The sequence below is a fragment of the Geobacillus sp. B4113_201601 genome, from assembly GCF_001587475.1.
GTDB classification, from domain to species: Bacteria; Bacillota; Bacilli; order Bacillales; family Anoxybacillaceae; genus Geobacillus; species Geobacillus icigianus.
Genome location: NZ_LQYX01000094.1, coordinates 15,153 through 35,234, shown reverse-complemented (window position 1 = coordinate 35,234; position 20,082 = coordinate 15,153). Strand labels below are relative to the sequence as shown.

Genomic DNA, 20,082 nt, shown 5'->3' with positions numbered 1-20,082 from the left:
TATGAATACGAGAAAATCGACAAGAAAACGAAAGAAAAAGAAGCGACTTCGCCGATTCGTGCTGCTCTTGTTTCTTCTTTTAATCGGCGGAGTAGGGGCTTTTGGCTATAACATTTACTCCGAGACAAAAAAAGCATCGGACAAGATTTATGAAGCGCTCAAACCACCGGGTAGTCGGAAAGATCACATTGAAATGCGCAAAGATCCATTTACCGTCCTGCTGGTAGGAGTCGAAAACCAGTATCATGATGAGAAAGGGCGATCGGATGTCGTCATGCTGCTGACCGTCAACCCAAAAACGAACAAAGTGTACTTGTTGAGCATCCCCCGTGACACTAGGGTATACATTCCAAGCGAAGGACGGAAGGACAAAATCACCCACTCCTATAGCTATGGGGGCATTCAATCGACAATAGAAGCCGTCAATAAGCTGATTGATGTTCCGATCGACTATTACGTGACGACTGATTTTGAAGGGTTCGAAAAAATTGTCGATTCGTTAGGCGGCGTCACGGTGGATGTTCCGTTCACATTCAAAGCCCAACTGACAGGTTCACTCAAATGGCATACGTTCCATAAAGGCAAACAAGAGTTGAACGGCAATGAAGCGCTCGCCTATGTGCGCATGAGAAAATCCGACCCCCGCGGCGACTTCGGCCGCAATGAGCGGCAAAAACAAGTCATCCGGGCCATTATTGACAAAAGCACGTCCATCACCTCGCTGCCGAAGCTAGATGACGTCATCGCCGATTTAGGGGATCACGTGCGGACGAACATCCCTCCGTCCGATTTGTTGTCGTTTATCTATGTCTATCAAAAAATGAAGAACGCGGATGTCGAAAATTTGCATCTAAAAGGATACGACGAAACGATCAACGGCGTATACTACTACATCCCGGATGAGCAATCGGTTAGCTCAATCAATGAAACGCTTCAGCAAGCGCTTGAGACGTCCAACGTCTCCCTCACACGCAACGATTCGCCGTCGGTGCAAAGCGAAAATTAACAGTCTGTAAGAAAAGGTGTCCAAAAACCTCAGCCGGGCACCTTTTTTCCTGTTTTAACCACCACACACATATGAGATTTCTCGTCTTCCGCAACCGTCATCGTCCTCTCATTCTCCCTTTTTCAACAAAACATTTCATTTTTCCTCATAATAGGACTGAATTCGGGTTGGATAAAACGGCAAAATTCGCTATGATAGTAGAGAAAACGTAAACTTGAAAAAAGGAGGGGATCGAATCCTTGAAAAAAACGCTTCTTTCCGTCTTGTTGGCGACTTGCCCGCTATGGCCGTCAGCCGTCTTAGCTGCAGATGGGAGTCCGTCCTCATCGTCCCTGATGGTCGCTGAGCAGAACTCTTTGCTTAGGAGGGGAGCGACCGATTCATATCAAGTCGTCGGATCGATTCCCGCTGGCCAACAAGTGAAGATCATCGACAAGTTCCAAAATGCTGCTGGCGAAACGTGGTACCGCATCGAATATGGAGGCGTCACCGGCTGGGCGCGGGCCGACCGCTTTTCGAACCAACCGCCTTCTATGCTCGTCGGAAAGCGGGCAGTCATCGCCGCTAACGACATTGCGATGCGCAAGGGGGCATCCCCTTACTATCCAATCGTGAAAACACTGTCTAACGGCGATGTCGTCTCGATCATTGCCCAGTTCACCAATTCGCTCGGGGAACAGTATGTGCGTGTGGAATGGGCGGGGGTCAAAGGATGGATAAAAGCGGAACAGATCTACATACCAGAACAGCTTCCGACACTTTTGCCGGCATTCATGAACGTTGTGCAGTCCTCCCCGGTTCGCCGCGGGGCGAGCGTCCATTACCAAGCCGTCGCCACAGTGTCACGCGGTCAATCCGTCAAGGTGATCGATTTATTCGTCACACATGGTCAGGAGCTTTGGTACCGCGTTGATCTCGGACACGTCCGGGGATGGGTGTCGGAAAAAGTGTTGTCGATGTCATCAACGATTTCGGTTCCAAGCGGTGTCTCGGACACGTCCAGCATCTCAGGCCAGCCGCTGACGGTCAGCGTGTCGTTCGCTAATGTACGGCAAGCTCCATCTTTAAAAGCCAAAGTCGTCACCCAACTGAAAAAGGGGACCAAACTGAACAGCCTGTCAAGCGCCAAAGATGCGTCGGGAGCGCTTTGGTACAAAGTGTCTCTCAATGGAAAAACGCTCGGCTGGGTGCACGAGACGGTCGTAACCAAGTCGTACCTTTCCCCACCAGCCAGCGAAGGGATGCAAAAACAGGTGACAACCGTTAATGCGGCGCTGTTTGCCGAACCTTCCTTGAGCGCCGCAGTCATCGAGCGGATTGCGAAAAACAGAACGGTCACGGTTTTGAAGACGACAGACGGGTCTCCGTTCGGCTGGGTGCAAGTCACCTCTGCATCGGGAAAAACGGGATGGATGCCGGCGTTTGAAGTAAAAGCCCCATCCTACGTATATGTCAAACAGGCTAACACTCTATTACGACGAGGTGCATCTTCGAACTATCCATCGTTGAAGGCGTTGGCAGCGAATGAGCGGATTGCTGTCCTGTACGAATATCATGGGTGGCTGAATGTCGAAACATCCAATGGAGTGCGCGGATGGGTTGAGAAATCGAGCACCTCTACCGTCGCCTTAAATAGTCTCGTTGAACCAACCTTTTCAACCGTCAACGAAGATGCCTATTTGATATGGAGAAAAACTTCCAATTTCCGCATCTCCTATTCGTTGTTGCCGGGCAATCGACTGAAAATCACCGGCTCGTTTTCCTACGCCGAAGTCCCGTCGACCGATATTCCCGGCATACAAACGGTGGAATGGACCGGCAGCAGCCTGCTCATCACCTTTGAACCGGGGTACACGTTCACCCTTCGCCATTATAGCGACCGATTGGCGCTGAAAATTCTCGAGACCGGGCTTAAAGGCAAAAAAATCATCATTGACGCAGGACATGGAGCACACGACACGGGAACGATCGGTCCTAGCGGCACGCGGGAAAAAGATATTACTCTCGACACCGCCTTATTGCTAAAAGAAGAATTGGAACGCGCCGGGGCCATCGTCAAATTGACGCGGAGCACCGACATCTTTTTAGAGCTGTCTGAACGGACATGGATCGCCAACAGTTCCGATTTCGACGCCTTTATCAGCATTCACGCCGACTCGTACTCGCGGACATCTCGCGGAACGACAACGTACTACAACGTATCAAGCAACTTCAATGGACCAAAAAGCAAGCAGTTGGCCGCCATTGTACAAAAACATCTTGTCCAACAGCTCGGAACGTACAACCGCGGCCATAAAACACAAGACTATTACGTCAACCGAAAAAACGCGCTGCCAAGCATTCTTGTTGAGCTCGCCTTCCTCTCCAATCCAAATGAGGAGGCGCTGCTGAAAACCAAAGCGTTCCGCCAAAAAGCAGCCGTCGGCATTCGCGAAGGATTGGAAGAGTATTTCAGTCAATTCTAGTTTGTTCGTATTCGGAGAATAATAGCATGAGAAGGCCGGTAACGCAAGCGACCGCAAATCTTTAGTTCGTCAAACCGAGGGACATGACAACATCGCATTGTCATTCCTCGCGATTTCTCATGAACCGAGCGAATCGGTTGGAGCTCACCGGCCTTTTCGTTAGGAAAGCTATTATTCTCCTTTCTTTGCCATATCGAAAAACGGGGGAGATGAACATGATGAAACGAAAATCCAAATGGGCCATTGCTGCCAGCCTAGCGGTCGGAATGACAGCAGGCGCTCTCTTGTTTACGCCATCAGCAATGAAAGCATCGGAAGAAGTCGTGTTAGCCAGCGTCGACTGGGTGACTTCCCAACTCAACCCAATGAAAAACGACATTGCCAACTTGAAAGCGCAACTGAACGCCCAGCAACAACAAATTCAACAACTTCAACAACAACTTGCCAGCAAGCCTGCTTCGCCGTCTTTACCTTCGGTCGTCTATGTAGTGAAAAACAATGCGGCCATCCGCAGCGGAGCGTCAACGAGCTATCGCGTCATCACTTATAAACAGACAGGAGCTTCCCTGCAAGTAGTCGGAGCACACCTTACTTCCCAAGGGTTGTGGTACAACATCGTTCTCTCCTCTTCGTCGAAAGGTTGGATCTATTCCGGCGATGTCTCGACATCCGCTGTCAGCAGCGACAGCACCAAGCATGTCATCGCCCTAGCTGCCGTTAATATTCGAAAAGGAGCGACGACGTCTTATCCGATTATTGCGACCGTCCCAAAGGGAACCGTGATGGTCTATATTCAACCGTTTACCGACAGCAAAGGGGAGAAATGGTACAACGTGCAACTGTCTGATGGGCGTCGGGGCTGGATGGCCGCTGAATTTGGTGAGGTGAAGTGACGGTGAAAAAATTAGCGTGGTTGGCCGTCGGCCTGTTTTTGCTCATCATCTCTCCTTCCGCTTCGAACGCCGCTGGGGTGAAAACGTACAACAATCCCGTGCAAGTCCTTGTATATAAAGGGACATCGCTGACAGTCGCCGTCGAAGGAAACTATCAAATCGTCAATAAAGAGACGTTGACGATCACCCCGCTGCCAAGCGGGACAAGCCTGACATTCGGGCCTTCCTCTTCGACCATGTTTGTCACGTACAACGGAAAAACGGATTTTTCAAGCACGGGATTTACCATTCAAGAAACGATCGGCACTGCGCCGTTATCGCTGGTGAAAGTGAATCGAACCCGTTATCGCGGCAGCGTCGACATTCGCTTGCAAAGCAACGCCTTGTATGCTGTCAATATTTTAGATATGGAAGATTACTTAAAAGGAGTCGTACCGAGCGAGATGCCCGCCTCTTGGCCGCTCGAAGCACTGAAGGCGCAAGCCATTGCGGCCCGAAACTATGCCTATAAACATAAAACAAGTTTGACGACCAATCCAAACACACAGACGTATAAAGGATTTGATGGAGAATCTCCACGATCGAACGCAGCAGTGGATGCGACAAGAGGATTGTATCTGAAATATAATGGCAGTGTCGTTGAAACGTATTACCATTCGACAAGCGGCGGCAAAACCGCCAATGTAAGCGACGTCTGGAACTCGTCGCAAACCGCCTACCCATATTTAGCGAGCGTCGATGACCCGTATGAATCATCGCCATACAGCCGATGGTCATTCACCTTCTCCCCAACTGTGCTGTTGCGTTCGTTCGGGTTCACCGATCCATCAGTCGTTTTATACGATGTTTCGATTGCCAAAACCGGCGCGAACGGAGAAGTGGGTGCCGTCACGATTGAAACCTCGGCAGGCGAAAAAACGGTGAAAGGCAATGAGACGACCATCCGCAAACTGTTCCCGCTAGACGGCAATCAATTTTACGGCATCTTGCCGTCCAACTGGTTTGACATTCAAGTGCAAAAAAACGGACCATCCGTGTCGATTCAAACGGCCAGCGGCAACATCGCTGCCTCTTCCTTGTCGTCTTACTCCGTCCAAACAGGGAGCGGAACCGTTTCGCTCGCCGGCGTCGAAGGAATCAAGGTGCAAACAACGGATGGCATCGTGCCGCTTTCTGCCTCGCCGTCAGGGGTTCGCTCGATCACTGTCACTGGAAAAGGATGGGGACACCGGATCGGCATGAGCCAATACGGAGCAAAAGCATTCGCCGAGCGCGGATGGACGGCGGAGCAAATTTTAGAGCATTACTTCCGTGGGGCGGAAGTCTCGTTCGAGTGATCGCATAGCCCTTGGATAAAGAACACAATCATTCGATATAGAGGCCATGTTTGAAGATTTCCCGTGCAGTTTTTACTGAGGACGAGATCGACTGTCGAGCGCCCGAACCACGCCGCTTCCACAATCGGGGAGTCTGTGAAGCGGGCGGTTGTTCGGTCTTCCGTCACGCCTTGGCTTGCTTTTGCCAGTCGAACATGGACGAACCGTTTTTTCGTCAAGAATTTGTTCTACGTCTTCGTTGCATCTATCCAGGCGAAACATGCCACCTTGTCTCGAAAAGAAAAGAAAGGGCGTCAGCTTATAAGCTGGATGCCCTTTCTTTTTTATTGTTCTGCCTTCCAAACGGATTCCCGATTTGTTTCATCGCTAAGGGCGTGAAGCAAATCATCAACAATTCGCTTCCAAGAATATTGCTCCACCGCCAACTTGCGCCCATTTTTCGCCATCTTTTCGTATTCCTCGCTCGGAAGGCAAAGCAACTCGAGAACCGCGGCAGCGATCTGTTCAGGATTTTCCGGAGGAGCGATTTTTCCACAATGGTATGTTTCTAAAATCTCTGCGCTCTCCCCTTCGCCGCAATACAGCACCGGGGTTCCGGTGGCGATCGCTGGGAAAATTTTCGACGGCCTTGCTCCTTTAAACAAATCGATATTGCGCAACGAAACGATGCTGTAATCGGTGATGGAGAAAATCGCTGGCATCTTCTCAACCGGAACGGATCCGTAAAACGTCACGTTGTCAAGGCCAAGCTCTTCCTTTAACGCCATCAACGTTTCTCGCTCTTGGCCGTCGCCGACAAACAGGAAATGCGCCCGTTCATCTTTTGCTTTGACGATGGCCGCCGCCCGCAATACCGAATCGAGCCCTTGGGCGTATCCCATCGTTCCGGCGTACGTAAACACCACTTTTCCTTCGAGCCCTAATTCCGCAAGCAACTCTTTGTTTTTCGGCAGCGGGCGAAACACATCCGTGTTGACGCCGTTCGGCAATAAAAAGACATCCTCGGGAGCCTTTCCTTGTTCAATCATATAATCGCGAATGCCTTCTGTCGCAGCCGCGATTTTCCAAGCCTTCCGGTATAAAAACAGCTCGAGCCATCTCGCCATTCGGATGAACAGCCGATTTTTCAAAATGCCGAGCTCAACGGCCGATTCCGGCCAAATGTCAGCGACGTTGAAAACAAACTTCGCCCGTTTCCACTTCGCGCCCACGTACCCGGTGATCCCTAAAAACAACGGCGGGGAATTGCAAATGATCACATCCGTCGGCTTCGCTTTCACAAGCAATGAATAAAACGAGCTGAACGTAAATGAAAAATACGAAGCGAGTCGTTTCCAAAAGCTCCCCTTTGGCGACGGATAAATCCATGTCCGATGAACGGGAATGCCGTCCCATTGTTCAAACAAATAAAACAGGCCGCGGTATGGCTCCGGGATCACGCCGTGCGGATGATGCGGGAATGCCGTGAGCACTTCCACTTGATGCCCCCGTTTGATCAGCTCTTTGCTCACCTCATACACACGAATTTGCGGTGCGCCCGTTTCCGGTGGGAAGTGTTGGCATAGGTAAATGATCCTCATCGTCCGCTCCCCACCACTTTCCCCCACAATCGCCAACAAACGTTCCATTTCGAGCGCCAAGAGGTGAGCGCAAACGAGGCGTGGAAAATGGGCAACGCCCCTCTGGCATCGTTGCGCTGTCCTTGGATGTATAGTCGTTGCCGCAAGCCAACGGCCATCACGAGCTTGCCAACATAAATCCGCCGGCTTCGCGTCCTAGCCGCCGCTTTCGGCAACCAACGAGCACCAACCGCAGCAGCTGATATGACGGCTTTGTTCCTCATCGACTCCCTCCACCGCCTTTCAACGTTTGTTCATATAATCGGATCATGCGCATCGCATTTTCCGTCCAATCGTAATGTTCATGAACATGATTGACGCCGTTTTCCCCCATTCGTTGCCGCAGCCTCTCATCAAGCAACAGCTGTTTGAACGCCTCCGCTAGCTTTTCCGGACTGTTTTTCGGCACAATCAACCCCGTTGTTCCCTCACGGACGACTTCCGGCAACCCACCGACGTTGGAGACGACAACAGGAACGCCGCACGCCATCGCCTCGACGGCGGCAACGCCAAAACTTTCGCTGTCTTCCGTCGAAGGCACGGCGAAAATATCCATTTGATTGATGTACAGTGGCACTTGTTCGTTCGGAACTTTGCCGACAAACGTCGTCACGGATTGGATGCCGAGGCGGGCGCACAGCTCCTCGTATTCACTTCGCTGCGGTCCATCGCCGACGATCAACAGCTCCGTTTGTGGATGCCGCTCGTGCACAACGGCAAACGCTCGAATCAAATCAGCGATCCCGTACTTGTCGGAAAGAGCTTTCACTGTGCCGATCGTCACGGTCCGTTTCGGCTGTTTCGGCAACGGTTTGAAGCGGGCGACATCCACCCCAAACGGTGTCACCTCGATCGGTTTGTCCGTATACTTTCCGGTTTCTTTCGCCATCACATAACTTGTCGAACAAATGACGTCCGCTCGCTGCAATGTATATTCAAGCATCCGTCGGTTCCAGCGATGGGCATTCGGAAACTGATACACATCGCGCCCCCAGACGGAGACGTAAAACGGATGATACCTCGCAAGCGCCCCAATCAACCCGTAGCTGGAGGCATAATGAGCGTGCAAAATATCTGGTTGAAACGAAGCGAGCAGGCGCTTTAGTGCAAAGACAGTGGAAAAATACGACAACTTCCCCGGCAGCCATTTCGGCAGCACGACTGTCTCGACTTCTTTCGCTTGCTCCGCCCCGTAATGGTCTTTAAACGTCACGACTTTCACGTCGATGCCTTGCGTGTGGTAAAAGCGGGCCCACTTATGCGTATGGATCGATTTGCTTGGAGCCAATAAGGCGACTTTCATCGGAGGCCCCCCACCAACGTTTCTTTCACCTTTTCCACTCTCGCTTCCCATGAATGTTTCGCCATAAACGTCTGCGCAATGCGCAAGCGGCACTGCTCGAGCATGTCCGCCATCTTGGCGATCGCTTCTGCCATCGACGACGGGTTGTCGTCGCAAATGACGCCATACCCATCCGCCTCAATCAATCGCTTTTGCGCCGAACAAGCGGTGGCAACAATCGGCAGGCCGCTCGACAGATAGTCGACCAGTTTGACGGGAACGGAAAAATCATTGTACTCGCTCCGCCGCCGCGGGATGAAGGCGAAATCCATCTCCGCATACAAACGGTCGAGCGCTTCACCGCTGACGTGCTCGACGCGCACTTGCAGGTCGGCAAGCTCTTCTTTCACCGCAAGCGGCTGCCGCTCGTACTCGTCTTTTCGGCAGACGACGGTGAGCGAAACAAGCGGCTCACGGCGGTTGGCTAGGCGAATCGCCTCAAGCAGGAGCGGAAGCCCGTAATCGGCATTGTTGATGCCGCCGACATAAATGGCATTCAACGGCTGTTTTGCCGTCCTAGACCGCTGAAACGGCTTTTGCTTCCCTCCCGGCGGCAAATCGGCCATCGGGCGGCGGATCGCGACGTATGTTCCCATTTCGAGGCTCGGCAAAAAGATGACATCGCAGTACCGCTCATAAAACCGTTCTTCCCAACGGTATATCATTTGCATGGCCGCTTTTTTCCAGCCGCGGAGCGGATACAAATCAGGGAACTTCCAATAGACGTCGCGGTAAAAGACGCCAATGGGAACGTTGCGGCCTTTCAGGTAGCGGAGCACATCGCGATCGACGAACGGACGCTGCGGCCGGTGTCCCGGGTCAGTGAGCCAAAGCGGAATCGTCTGGTTTTCCATATAGCAAAACAAGACATCATCGAGCTTGCCTTGGCTGCGGAGCTCTTGAAATTGCTTTTCCCGCTCGGCGGACGTGCCAGCGATTAGAAGAACGTCCACTCCCTCCTTCGCTCCCCAACGCAAAAACGCCTGATGCATTTCATACGGCCGCAGCTTAGACCCGCTGTTTCGTTCCGCGGCGAGTGAAAACGGGTAATAAATCAATACAGTTTTCATCATTCATCCCTCATCCGTGATTCGCCTTTTCGCTGCAAGCCATGCCCGTAAGTCCCCCTGCACCCGCAGCCATAGCGCCATTCCGCCAAACAACGCCACGATCAGCACCCAAGTCGGATTGAACAAAAAATCGGTGAACCCACCGACAAGGGTGCGGGGGATGTTAATGGAAAAATACACGAACAAGCTTAAAAACAAAGGATTTTTCGGAAGACGTAGAAACCCAATGTACAACAGCTGCGTCACAACGCCGACATAGAGCGTGCCGACGACGATTCCCACATAGCCGAAGTTCGCATACGCCTCAGCGACAAAAAGCGTGTTGAGCACTCCTCCTGTCCCATCTTCGATCCGCTCCGGGAATACGTGCGCCATCACGAGGCGGGCGGAGCGAACATTCTCAACATCAAACAAGTTGGTCAAAAAGGATGGAAGACTTTTCCCATAAAGAAACGGCAGCGCTTCGCCGAACATGTTCAAATGCAGAAACGTCGGCGCGATTTGCGCGAAAATCATACGGCCAATAGGACCTTTATTATAAGACAAAAACGTGTCAATGTCCCGCACCCCTTGGATGACCATGTACATGACGATGAGCACGAGCGCCCCCGCCCCACCGCAGAGCGCTAGTTTCGCCGCCGATAGCTTTGTTTTTCCCACATAAATGCGCAGGAGCAAAAACATCATTACATAAAAGAAAATCGGTGATTTCGCCAAATCATACACATTGACGAATACCGCTCCGACGAGCAGGCCAAGAAACAACAACTTCCACCGCCATTCGTTTGTGAGCACAGCAAACAAATAGGCGGCCAGTGATAACAGCGGCGTAAGCGTAATGGCAAAAATATTGCGGAACAGCACATTTCCGGCAAAGTGGCGCGATGCCTCAATGCGCAACGCCGCCAAGCTTTCGTCTGTCCCAGTAAATAGCGCGAACACTGGAATCGTCGGCGTTTTCCAAATCATGTACGCAATGGCGGCAAAACTGAGCAAGGACAGGGCCAAAAATGAATAAAACACTTGATTGCCTGTCGCTCCGGTCAGCGGGGAAAGCGGCTTGCGCATATAAGCGCGAAACTCCTGCCTAGCTTCAAATCCGAACAGCTTAGAAACGACCACCATCGACAACGGGAACAGAATCATCACAAAGCTGACGACGAAAAACCCGATCTGTCGGTATTCTTCGGGCCGAAACAATTTGCGAATCATATAGTAATGATCGATTCCTAATGCGATCAGCAACACGCCAATGAAGCTCGACAGAAGAAACGAGTAATAGTACACCATCGACACTAGGTTCGGCGCCGTCAATGAAAGTGTCCCCGCTGCATAGCGAAACATCAAGGTGGAGGCGACAAAAACGATCAACCAGATCAACACGTCCAACATGCCGACGCACCCTTATCGCTGCCCGATCGCCGCCACGATTTTCTCCGCCGCATGCCCATCGCCAAAGACGTCCGCATAAACGGGGGCGACTTCCCTGCGAACCGCTGCGACGATCTTCTCGCGGTCCGTGCCGGTTAAGATGTTCGCTCCCCTTTCGAGCGTTTCCACCCATTCAGTTTGTTCGCGTACCGTTACGCAAGGCACGCGCAGGAAATAGGCTTCCTTTTGCACGCCGCCTGAATCGGTGATGATTTTTTTCGCGCCGCTCTCCAGCCTCAGCATGTCCAAATAACCGACCGGATCGATCAGCCGAAGCCCGGGGATCGTTGAGACGTCCAACCCGTATTCTTCCAGCTTATGCCGCGTCCGCGGATGAATCGGCCACACTTTCGTGCCGTCGATGTCCGCAAAGGCAGCCAAAATGGCTTTCAATTTGTCGGGGTCATCGGTATTTTCCGCTCGGTGAATGGTGATCAAGTAGTAGGATTGTTCGGCCAGCGACAAATCAGCCAAAATCGTCGATTGGCGCTGTGCGAGCGCTTTGTTGTACAAAATGGCGTCATACATGACGTCGCCGACATTCCAGACGTTTCGCGTAATGTTTTCTTTGCGTAAATTTTCCACGGCTGTCTCCGTTGGGCAAAATAAGAGCTCAGAGACATGATCGGTCATAATGCGGTTGATTTCTTCCGGCATCTGCTTGTTGAAGCTGCGCAGTCCGGCTTCGACATGGATGACGGGAATATGGAGCTTCGCCGCGACAAGAGCGCCCGCGAGCGTCGAGTTGGTATCGCCATAGACGAGCACATAATCCGGTTTTTCCTTCAGAACGATTTCCTCAATTTTGATGAGCATTTCCCCTGTTTGCTTTCCATGGCTGCCTGAGCCTACCCCAAGATAGTAGTCAGGCGTCGGAATGTTCAACTCCTCAAAAAAAATGGCCGACATATTGGGATCATAGTGCTGCCCGGTATGGATCAGCACTTCGGTATATTGTTTTCGCAAGACGCGCGAGACGGGGGCAGCCTTGATAAACTGCGGTCTGGCGCCCAACACGGTGGCAATTTTCATCTGAAACACCTCCTAGATCAGATGACCGATTATCAAGTATTTTGCACATTTTCTCCCTCGATCGTGCGCACCGGACGCCGCAAATCACGATCAACTCGGGTGGCAAACAGCGTGGCGGCAAACAAGCCCCAACCAGCCAGCACCCAACCGTCAGCAAGCGGCGTCTGCTGGACATAGACGATGACGATGAGGGCGAGCAAGGTAGCAACCAAAATAAAATTCATCTTTTTCCATGACACCGGCACGGGATACACTTGCTGGCTTTTGCGAAAAATGAAAACCACAGCAATCAGATATGTGATCAGGCTGGCTGCAACCGCCCCCCAGCTGAGCCAAAGCGGCACCAAAACGGCGTTCAATCCAAGGTGAAGAAGCGCTGCTAACGTGAACACTCGTGAAATATAGCCGGTTTCCTTTGTCAAAAACAAACCGGTGGACAAAATCAAATAATAAAAATTCAAAAAGGTCACGGCCGACAAAAACGGGATATAAGCGGAGGCTTCCCGATATTCCGGCTTGAAAAACGTCTCGACCAGCCACGGGCTTACCGTCGCGATCGCCACCAAACCCATGGCTCCGATGACAAGAAGCGCCATATACACTTTCGCAAACAACTCACGGTGTCCAGGGCGAGCTTTCATCGACATCGAATACGGCCGCCAAGCCATTTGCACCCCGCTCGTAATCAAAGTAATCACCGCTGCCAACCGTAAGGCTACCCCAAACACTCCCACTTCCTCCAATGAGGCAAAATGTTTGAGAAACAATGTGCTGACATTGGCGATCGCCCAAAAAGCGAGCGAAGTCGGCACAAGCGGCGCCCCGTAAGCCAAAAGCTGCTTGACTATATCCCAACGCACACGCCACACCATGTACTTTACCGTGAAGTGAAGCATCAACAAAAAGACGAGTGCGCTGCTGACTAGGCGGCCCATCAGCAATCCTTCGGGAGTGGCCGCCAACCAACGGAGTGCCGCGTACGACAGCACAGCGACCAACATCATTTTCAAAAGCGTCCAGATAACGACCGATTTCGTCCGAAATTCAAAGCGCATGACCGTTGTCGCTACAACGAAAATCGTATCAAGCAACAAAGTTATAAGACTCAGATACAACAAATCGACATCGCTAGGCTCATCCAACAGGGCATGCGCTATCCATGGTCCAGCCACCACGACAGGGAGAAACAAGAGAGCGACTATGAACAGGCGAACATACATGACGTTCCGCACATACAAAAGGCGCTTCTCTTTGTCATCGGTATCATAATAATAAAAAGAGAGCGCCGAATCCGTTCCAAAAATGACGAGAAACGTCAGCATCGACGTCCATTGGTCAATCAAGTAGACCGCTCCGTACTGCGCCTTGGACAAATAGCTTGTATAAACCGGCAGCATCAAAAACGCGATCAGCTTCGTGCCGACGTTCATAAACGCGTAAAGGAGCGAATCCGCTCCTAAACGCTTGAATGCTGCGAACAATTTACAACAACTCCCGCTCGTCCACCATTTTGCTGAAACGGGCCGGGAATCCTTTGACAACGGTTTTCGGCTCCGTATCTTTTGTTACGAGCGCTCCGGCGGCGACGAACGTTTCTTCCGCCACCGTCACGCCCGGCAGCAAAATCGCGCCGCCGCCAACACGCGCCCCGCGCTTGATGGTCGCTCCTTTGATTTTCGCAAATCGCTCCTCCGTCCGCCCCATGTAGTTGTCGTTGGTCGTCGTGACGCACGGGGCGATGAACACATGATCTTCGAGCGTCGTGTACGCCGTGATGTAGGAGTTGGACTGGATTTTCGTCCGATCGCCGATTTGGACGTGGTTTTCGACGCACACCCCGCGCCCGACGATCACATATTGACCGATGTGTACGTTTTCGCGCACGCTCGCCAAATCCGCGATCAATGTGTAGGCGCCGATCGTTGCACCTCGATAGATGACAGCGTTGGCGCCGATCGTGCAATGGTCGCCAATGACAAGCGGCGACAGCTCACCGGACAGCTTGACGGTGCTCGTTTTCGCCGGCTTCGGCGGTTTGCCGAGCACCGCGCCGTCGGCGATCGTCACGCCGTCCCCAATGACCGTTCCTTCGTGAATCGTGACGCGATGGCCGATTTTAACGTCATTCCCGATTTTTACATTCGCCTCGATGACAGTGAAATGGCCGATTTCGACACGTTCACCGCAAACAACAGAGGGATCGACAATATGCATCGTTTCGTCTCCTTCGCTTACAATTTGACGTATTTGGCTGGTTTCGACACATCGTTCATAGCGTTGCGTGTGTCAAACACGACGCGGCTGTGACGAGCGACCATTTCATAGTCGATGTTGGAATGGTCGGTCGCAATCAAGACAAGATCCGACTGCTCCAGCAATTCCGGCGTCAGCTCGACCGTCTCCACCACCCGGTTGCACGCCCGGAACGACGGAACATACGGGTCGACGACCGCAAACTCCGCTCCGTATTGCTCGAGCAGTTCGACGATTTTCAACACTGGCGATTCGCGCACATCATCAATGTCTTTTTTGTAGGCGACGCCGAGCACCGTCACTTTCGAACCGCGCAGCGCCTTCCCTTCTTCGTTCAAAATGAGCATCGCGCGGTTGACGACATATTCCGGCATGGCGTTGTTAATTTCGCCAGCCAGCTCGATCAAGCGCGTATGGTAGTTGTATTCGCGCGCTTTCCATGTCAAATAAAACGGGTCGATCGGAATGCAGTGGCCGCCAAGCCCCGGACCCGGATAAAACGCCATAAATCCATACGGCTTCGTTTTCGCTGCATCGATGACTTCCCAGACATCAATACCCATCCGTTCGCACAAAATGGCCATTTCGTTCGCCAACGCGATGTTGATATGGCGGAACGTGTTTTCAAAAATTTTCTCCATTTCCGCCACCGCTGGACTCGACACTTCATGGACATCGCCTTCAAGCACGGCTCGATACATCGCCGCCGCCACTTTCGTGCACGTCTTTGTCACGCCGCCGACGACTTTCGGCGTGTTTTTCGTCTTAAACTGCTTGTTGCCCGGGTCCACCCGCTCCGGCGAATAGGCGACGAACACCGTTTCCCCGACGACAAGTCCTTTTTGTTCCAGCGCCGGCTTTACAATTTCTTCCGTCGTCCCTGGATAGGTGGTTGATTCCAAAACGACGAGCATCCCCTCATGGGCATATTTCGCGATTTCCTTCGCCGAGTTTTCGACGTACGACGTATCCGGCTGATGATGCTCATCAAGCGGGGTCGGCACCGCGATCGCCACGGCATCGACTTCCGCGATCCGGGCGTAATCGGTCGTCGCTACCAGCCGCCCTTGTTTGACCATTTCATGCAGATCTTCATCAACGACATCGCCAATGTAGTTGATGCCATTGTTCACTTGATCGACGCGGCTTTGTTGGATGTCAAAGCCGATGACATGAAACCCTGCTTTTGCTTTTTCGACTGCCAGCGGCAGCCCGACGTAGCCAAGCCCAACCACGCCGATCACCGCGTCGCGTTTCTCAAACTTTTGCAACAGCCGTTCCGCGCAGTTCATTCTTCTCATTCCTTTCTTACTGAGATAATGGCACTCTTGCCCCGGTTTCCGCCGAACGCAAAATGGCTTCGATCAGCCGAACAGGAGCCAGTCCGTCCCAACCATTGACGATCGGCTCGCGGTTTTCGCGAATCGCTTGCACCATATCTTCAATGATCCATTGGTGCCCTGACTTGCCAAACGGGTCGGCGTTGATCTCATCGATGAGCTTGGCTCGCTCTTCCTCACTGACGCCTTCCGCTTCCCACGTTTCGATAAAGTTCGCCGTTCGGCCGCCGATTTTCACTGATGCCGTTTCGCCGAAAATGGCGATCGATTCCTCTAAGTTTTGCGGGTAAATCGTCGTCGCTGCTTCGATAACGCCAAGCGCTCCGCTTTCAAACTCCACGACCGCCGCCGCGACGTCTTCCGTCTCAATCTTGCGCAGACGAGTCGCCACCATCGCTTGCACCGCCTTGACCGGCCCCATCAGCCAAAGCAGCAAATCCAAATTGTGAATCGCTTGGTTCATCAAAACGCCGCCATCGAACGCTTTCGTCCCTCGCCACGCCGCCTGATCGTAATAGGCTTGATTTCGATTCCAGCGCACCGTGGCGTTCGCGTGGCTCAGTTTTCCGAACATCCCGCGCTCCATCGCCTCTTTCAGCTTCCGAATGGCCGGACGGAAGCGGTTCGGATGAACGACCGCGAGCTTCACGCCGTATTCTTTCGCCGCCTCGATCATCTCTTCAGCATCGTTCGTGCAGAGCGCCATCGGCTTTTCCACAATGATATGACGGCGATAACGGGCCGCTAACCTCGTCAACGGCGCATGCAATCCGGACGGAACACAAATGTTGACAACATCGATCTGTTCGTTCTCCTTCAACATCGTCTCCATATCAGTATAAATCGGAACACCCGAGACGTCGCGCAGCCGCTCCGGGTTCGTGTCGCACACGGCCGCCAGCTCAGCGCCATCCGCCTTTTCAATAGCATCGATATGTTTTTTCGCGATATGCCCCATGCCGACAATAGCAAAACGGATCATGAAGAATAGTACCTCCTCGCGTCCAATACATACTTCCAAAGTGTCAGCCAAACGACCGTCAAAAACAGGCCGAGGACAAGACCGATCGCCGCAAGCTGCCCGGTATACGTGTTCGATTTCCCCACCGTTTCCGACAATACGGCCGGTTTTTCGTAAAAGACAAGATTGCCGCGGATGCGATTGACGCGCTCCATCACTTCGGTCAAATTGTTTTCCGACTCAACCAACAAGTCACTGATGTCATCGAGCTGTTCCGGATTCAAGCGGCCCGACTGGACTTGTTTGCTATAATAATCAACTTTTTGCTGCAATGCGCGCTCACGCTCTTCCAACGCATGCAAGTATTTCGTGGTGACATCAATCCGCTCTTGTGAATGGCGCTCAAGCTCCCGGCTGTATTCGGACACTACATGCTTCAATTCCCGGCTCACCGCTTGTTCATTGTCGCCTTTGACCTTGATTTGTACGTACTGTTCTTCAGGAACGACGATGTCCAAGTTTTTCGCCTCAGGAAACTTCGCTTCTATATTTTTCGGATCCGTTAACTCTTTTACGTCAATGGATCCGGTAAACACGACAGCTTTCCCCGTATACTTCTCCCCCAGCAACAAAAGCCTGCCTGCGATGACGGTCAACACGATCGTCGCAAGCGGAATGAGAAGAAACCACCATTTTCGCTGCCAAAAAAAGCGCAAATATTCGTATAGCACAAACGGTCGTTTTTCTGCCGTCAATCCGGCCACCATCCCTTATCATAAAATAACAAAGTGTTGTGAACAAAACAAACGATCCAACGCCAAAGAAAACGCCATCGCTGTATGCAAGTGACGTTTCCTTTGACAGGTTGGACGATCAAACGAAATGACGGTAAAATTCTGCGATTTTCTCCACGACGTATCGTTGCTGCTCCTCTTTCAGCTCTGGGAACATCGGGAGCGACAGCGCTTCTTTCGCTGCTTTTTCCGCCTCCGGCAACTGCCCTTCCTTATACCCGAGCGAAGCAAACACCGGCTGCAAATGCAACGGCAGCGGATAGTACACCATCGTCGCGATCCCCTGTTCTTTCAAAAACGCCTGCAGCTCGTCACGCTTCGGCACGCGAATCGTGTATTGATGGAACACATGATAGCACCCCTCGACCTCTTTCGGCGTCACGACAAGGTCGCCGACCGCCTCCTGCAGCAGGCGCGTATACGTCGCCGCATGCTGGCGCCGCTGTTCCGTCCAATGATCCAGATGTGGGAATTTAACGCTTAAAATCGCCGCTTGCATCTCATCGAGACGGCTGTTGTAGCCAAGCACATGATGGTAATATTTCGGCTTGCTGCCATGAACGCGGATCACCCTGCATTTTTCCGCCAATTCATCATCGTTCGTAATGATCATGCCGCCATCCCCGTAGGCGCCCAAGTTTTTCGTCGGGAAGAAGCTGTACGTCGCCGCCGTCCCCAGCTCGCCAACGCACTTCCCGTGGTATTTGGCGCCGATGGCTTGGGCGGCGTCCTCAATGACAACCAACCCATGACGTTTGGCAATCGCAGCGATCGCCTCCATATCCGCCATTTGCCCGTATAAATGCACCGGGATGATGGCTTTCGTTTTCTCTGTTACCGCAGCTTCGATTTGTCTAGGGTCGATGTTGAACGTCACTGGATCGATATCGACAAACACCGGTTTGGCGCCAAGCCGCGCGATGGCTCCAGCCGTCGCAAAAAACGTGAACGATGTGGTAATGACTTCGTCCTCTGGCCCGACGCCGGCTGCTTGCAAAGCAATATGTATCGCATCGCTTCCGTTGCCGCAGCCGATTCCGTGTTTCGCCCGGCTGTAGGCGGCAATTTCCGCTTCCATTTTCTTTACATAGTCCCCTAAAATAAAGCGGGAAGAACGCATCACCTCGTCCAATACACGCAAAATCTCCGGCTTCAATTGTTCATACTGTTCGCTCAAATCCAACATAGGCACGTTCATCGCAAGTTCCTCCAAATCCAAAAAATATATCGAATAAACATGTTTAGTTTATCACATTTGTGACAATATATAATGACAGTTTTGTGGCAATCTTGGCCTTGCCGTAAAAAATCAGCGATAGAATTGTATAAACTGCATAAACAACGAAAAAGAAGGGTATAATTTTCCAAAGACGGGCAATTCCTGAAAAAAGCCGTTTGTCCTTTTATATGACACAAACGGCCCCTTTGCTATTTATTTATCGGTCATTTCCGTATACTTTTCGGCTCCCCCGAAGCAACTTGCGAATAAAAGTCATAAACGGCTTGTACTGGTCATTGACCAAGCCGATCAGCTCAGCCAGCAGCTCCCCGAAGACGATCAAGGCAAAAACGATGAGAATGGACTGCCATAACGTCGAGGCGGAGAACAAAATAGCGCTGACCGCAAACATCAAGCCAAACGCATAAATCAACAAGACCGTGTTGCGGTGCGAAAACCCGAGAGCGAGCAACCGATGATGGAGATGCGACTTATCGGGCGCCGAGATCGGCCGCTTGTTCACAATGCGGCGGATAATGGCAAACGTCGTATCGAAAATCGGCACGCCCAAAATGATCACCGGAACGACGAAGCTGAAGAGCGTCACGCTTTTGTAAAGGCCTAGCACCGACAAAACAGAAATGGCATAACCTAAAAACAACGCACCGGTATCCCCCATGAAAATTTTCGCTGGGTGGAAGTTGTAAAACAAGAAAGCGATGACGCTGCCTAGGATGATCAAACAAAGGGTGAAAATGAGCGTTTTGCCCGCCATGCCCGCCATGACGGCAATGGCCGCAATCCCAATGGCGGAAATGCCCGCGGACAATCCATCCAACCCATCGATCAAGTTGATGGCGTTCGTGATCGCCACAATCCAAAATATCGTAATCGGGTAGCTCCACAGTCCCAACTCAAAGGTGCCGACAAACGGGACGGTCAAAAGATCGACCTTGAGTCCCGAAGCGACAACGACGAACGCCGCCAGCAACTGTCCGGCCAGCTTCACCTTGGGAGACAGCTCGTACAAATCGTCAAGCACCCCAACGAGGACAATGATGAGGGCCCCAATTGTTATCCCCGTTACTTGTTCTTTGTACACCCCACCGACAAAATAGCCGACGGCCACACCAACAAAAATAGCCAATCCGCCAAGCCTTGGCATGACTTTTGTGTGCACTTTCCTCCCGTTTGGCCGATCAACCGCGCCCATTTTGATAGCGAGCTTGATCACAAACGGGGTGATGACCAATACCGCAATAAACGAAGCGAAACATGCGAAAAATGCTTCCGTATTCATGTGCAATCACCTTGGCCTTA

17 protein-coding genes are annotated in these 20,082 nt (G+C 52.0%); 4 read left to right on the top strand and 13 right to left on the bottom strand.

Going from position 1 to position 20,082, the window contains the following annotated elements; translation table 11 throughout:
• Nucleotide 1 precedes the first annotated feature (1 nt).
• From B4113_RS13440 to B4113_RS13425, 4 genes are all read left to right on the top strand, one after another.
• Nucleotides 2-1,006: an LCP family protein gene (locus B4113_RS13440; RefSeq protein WP_033022518.1), complete on the top strand. Its 1,005-nt coding sequence runs from the start codon at nt 2-4 to the stop codon at nt 1,004-1,006.
• Between the two features lie 239 nt (nt 1,007-1,245).
• Nucleotides 1,246-3,471, top strand: a complete 2,226-nt coding sequence (locus tag B4113_RS13435; protein WP_061912559.1) for an SH3 domain-containing protein — start codon at nt 1,246-1,248, stop codon at nt 3,469-3,471.
• Between the two features lie 215 nt (nt 3,472-3,686).
• Nucleotides 3,687-4,364, top strand: a complete 678-nt coding sequence (locus B4113_RS13430) for an SH3 domain-containing protein (RefSeq protein WP_033022521.1) — start codon at nt 3,687-3,689, stop codon at nt 4,362-4,364.
• A gap of 2 nt (nt 4,365-4,366) precedes the next feature.
• Nucleotides 4,367-5,701 carry a SpoIID/LytB domain-containing protein gene (locus B4113_RS13425; RefSeq protein WP_033843047.1) on the top strand — a complete coding sequence of 445 codons (1,335 nt, stop codon included), beginning with the start codon at nt 4,367-4,369 and terminating at the stop codon, nt 5,699-5,701.
• Nucleotides 5,702-6,024: 323 nt separating this feature from the next.
• Here the strand turns inward: B4113_RS13425 and B4113_RS13420 are convergent, their stop codons facing one another.
• From B4113_RS13420 to B4113_RS13360, 13 genes are all read right to left on the bottom strand, one after another.
• Nucleotides 6,025-7,281 (bottom strand): glycosyltransferase family 4 protein, encoded by a 1,257-nt coding sequence (locus B4113_RS13420; RefSeq protein ID WP_033843045.1) that lies wholly within the window; start codon nt 7,279-7,281, stop codon nt 6,025-6,027.
• The gene (locus B4113_RS13415; RefSeq protein WP_033843043.1) at nt 7,278-7,544 is read right to left on the bottom strand and encodes a hypothetical protein; all 267 of its coding nucleotides are present in this window, start codon (nt 7,542-7,544) and stop codon (nt 7,278-7,280) included. The genes B4113_RS13420 and B4113_RS13415 overlap by 4 nt, the downstream gene beginning before the upstream one ends.
• On the bottom strand, nt 7,541-8,623 hold the full coding sequence (locus B4113_RS13410; protein ID WP_033843041.1) for a glycosyltransferase: 1,083 nt from the start codon (nt 8,621-8,623) through the stop codon (nt 7,541-7,543). Before B4113_RS13410 ends, B4113_RS13415 begins: the two co-directional genes overlap by 4 nt.
• Nucleotides 8,620-9,735, bottom strand: coding sequence for a glycosyltransferase (locus B4113_RS13405; RefSeq protein WP_033843040.1), 1,116 nt, complete (start codon nt 9,733-9,735; stop codon nt 8,620-8,622). Before B4113_RS13405 ends, B4113_RS13410 begins: the two co-directional genes overlap by 4 nt.
• Nucleotides 9,736-11,124 (bottom strand): O-antigen polymerase, encoded by a 1,389-nt coding sequence (locus tag B4113_RS13400; RefSeq protein WP_033843039.1) that lies wholly within the window; start codon nt 11,122-11,124, stop codon nt 9,736-9,738.
• 12 nt (nt 11,125-11,136) lie between these two features.
• A complete protein-coding gene (wecB, locus tag B4113_RS13395) occupies nt 11,137-12,195 on the bottom strand; it encodes a non-hydrolyzing UDP-N-acetylglucosamine 2-epimerase (RefSeq protein WP_033843038.1) in 1,059 nt (352 codons plus the stop codon).
• 32 nt (nt 12,196-12,227) lie between these two features.
• On the bottom strand, nt 12,228-13,676 hold the full coding sequence (locus B4113_RS13390) for a lipopolysaccharide biosynthesis protein (RefSeq protein ID WP_033843037.1): 1,449 nt from the start codon (nt 13,674-13,676) through the stop codon (nt 12,228-12,230).
• 1 nt (nt 13,677) lies between these two features.
• Nucleotides 13,678-14,409 carry an acyltransferase gene (locus tag B4113_RS13385; protein ID WP_033843036.1) on the bottom strand — a complete coding sequence of 244 codons (732 nt, stop codon included), beginning with the start codon at nt 14,407-14,409 and terminating at the stop codon, nt 13,678-13,680.
• A 17-nt stretch (nt 14,410-14,426) separates the two neighbouring features.
• Nucleotides 14,427-15,740, bottom strand: coding sequence for a nucleotide sugar dehydrogenase (locus tag B4113_RS13380; protein ID WP_033843035.1), 1,314 nt, complete (start codon nt 15,738-15,740; stop codon nt 14,427-14,429).
• A 16-nt stretch (nt 15,741-15,756) separates the two neighbouring features.
• Nucleotides 15,757-16,770, bottom strand: a complete 1,014-nt coding sequence (locus B4113_RS13375) for a Gfo/Idh/MocA family protein (RefSeq protein WP_033843034.1) — start codon at nt 16,768-16,770, stop codon at nt 15,757-15,759.
• Entirely contained in the window at nt 16,767-17,504 is a 738-nt protein-coding gene (locus B4113_RS13370) for an LPS biosynthesis protein (RefSeq protein ID WP_033022559.1), read from the bottom strand. The genes B4113_RS13375 and B4113_RS13370 overlap by 4 nt, the downstream gene beginning before the upstream one ends.
• Nucleotides 17,505-17,622: 118 nt before the next feature.
• Nucleotides 17,623-18,741, bottom strand: coding sequence for a DegT/DnrJ/EryC1/StrS aminotransferase family protein (locus B4113_RS13365; protein WP_033843033.1), 1,119 nt, complete (start codon nt 18,739-18,741; stop codon nt 17,623-17,625).
• A gap of 238 nt (nt 18,742-18,979) precedes the next feature.
• Nucleotides 18,980-20,062: a glycosyltransferase family 4 protein gene (locus B4113_RS13360; protein ID WP_033843032.1), complete on the bottom strand. Its 1,083-nt coding sequence runs from the start codon at nt 20,060-20,062 to the stop codon at nt 18,980-18,982.
• Nucleotides 20,063-20,082 lie beyond the last annotated feature (20 nt).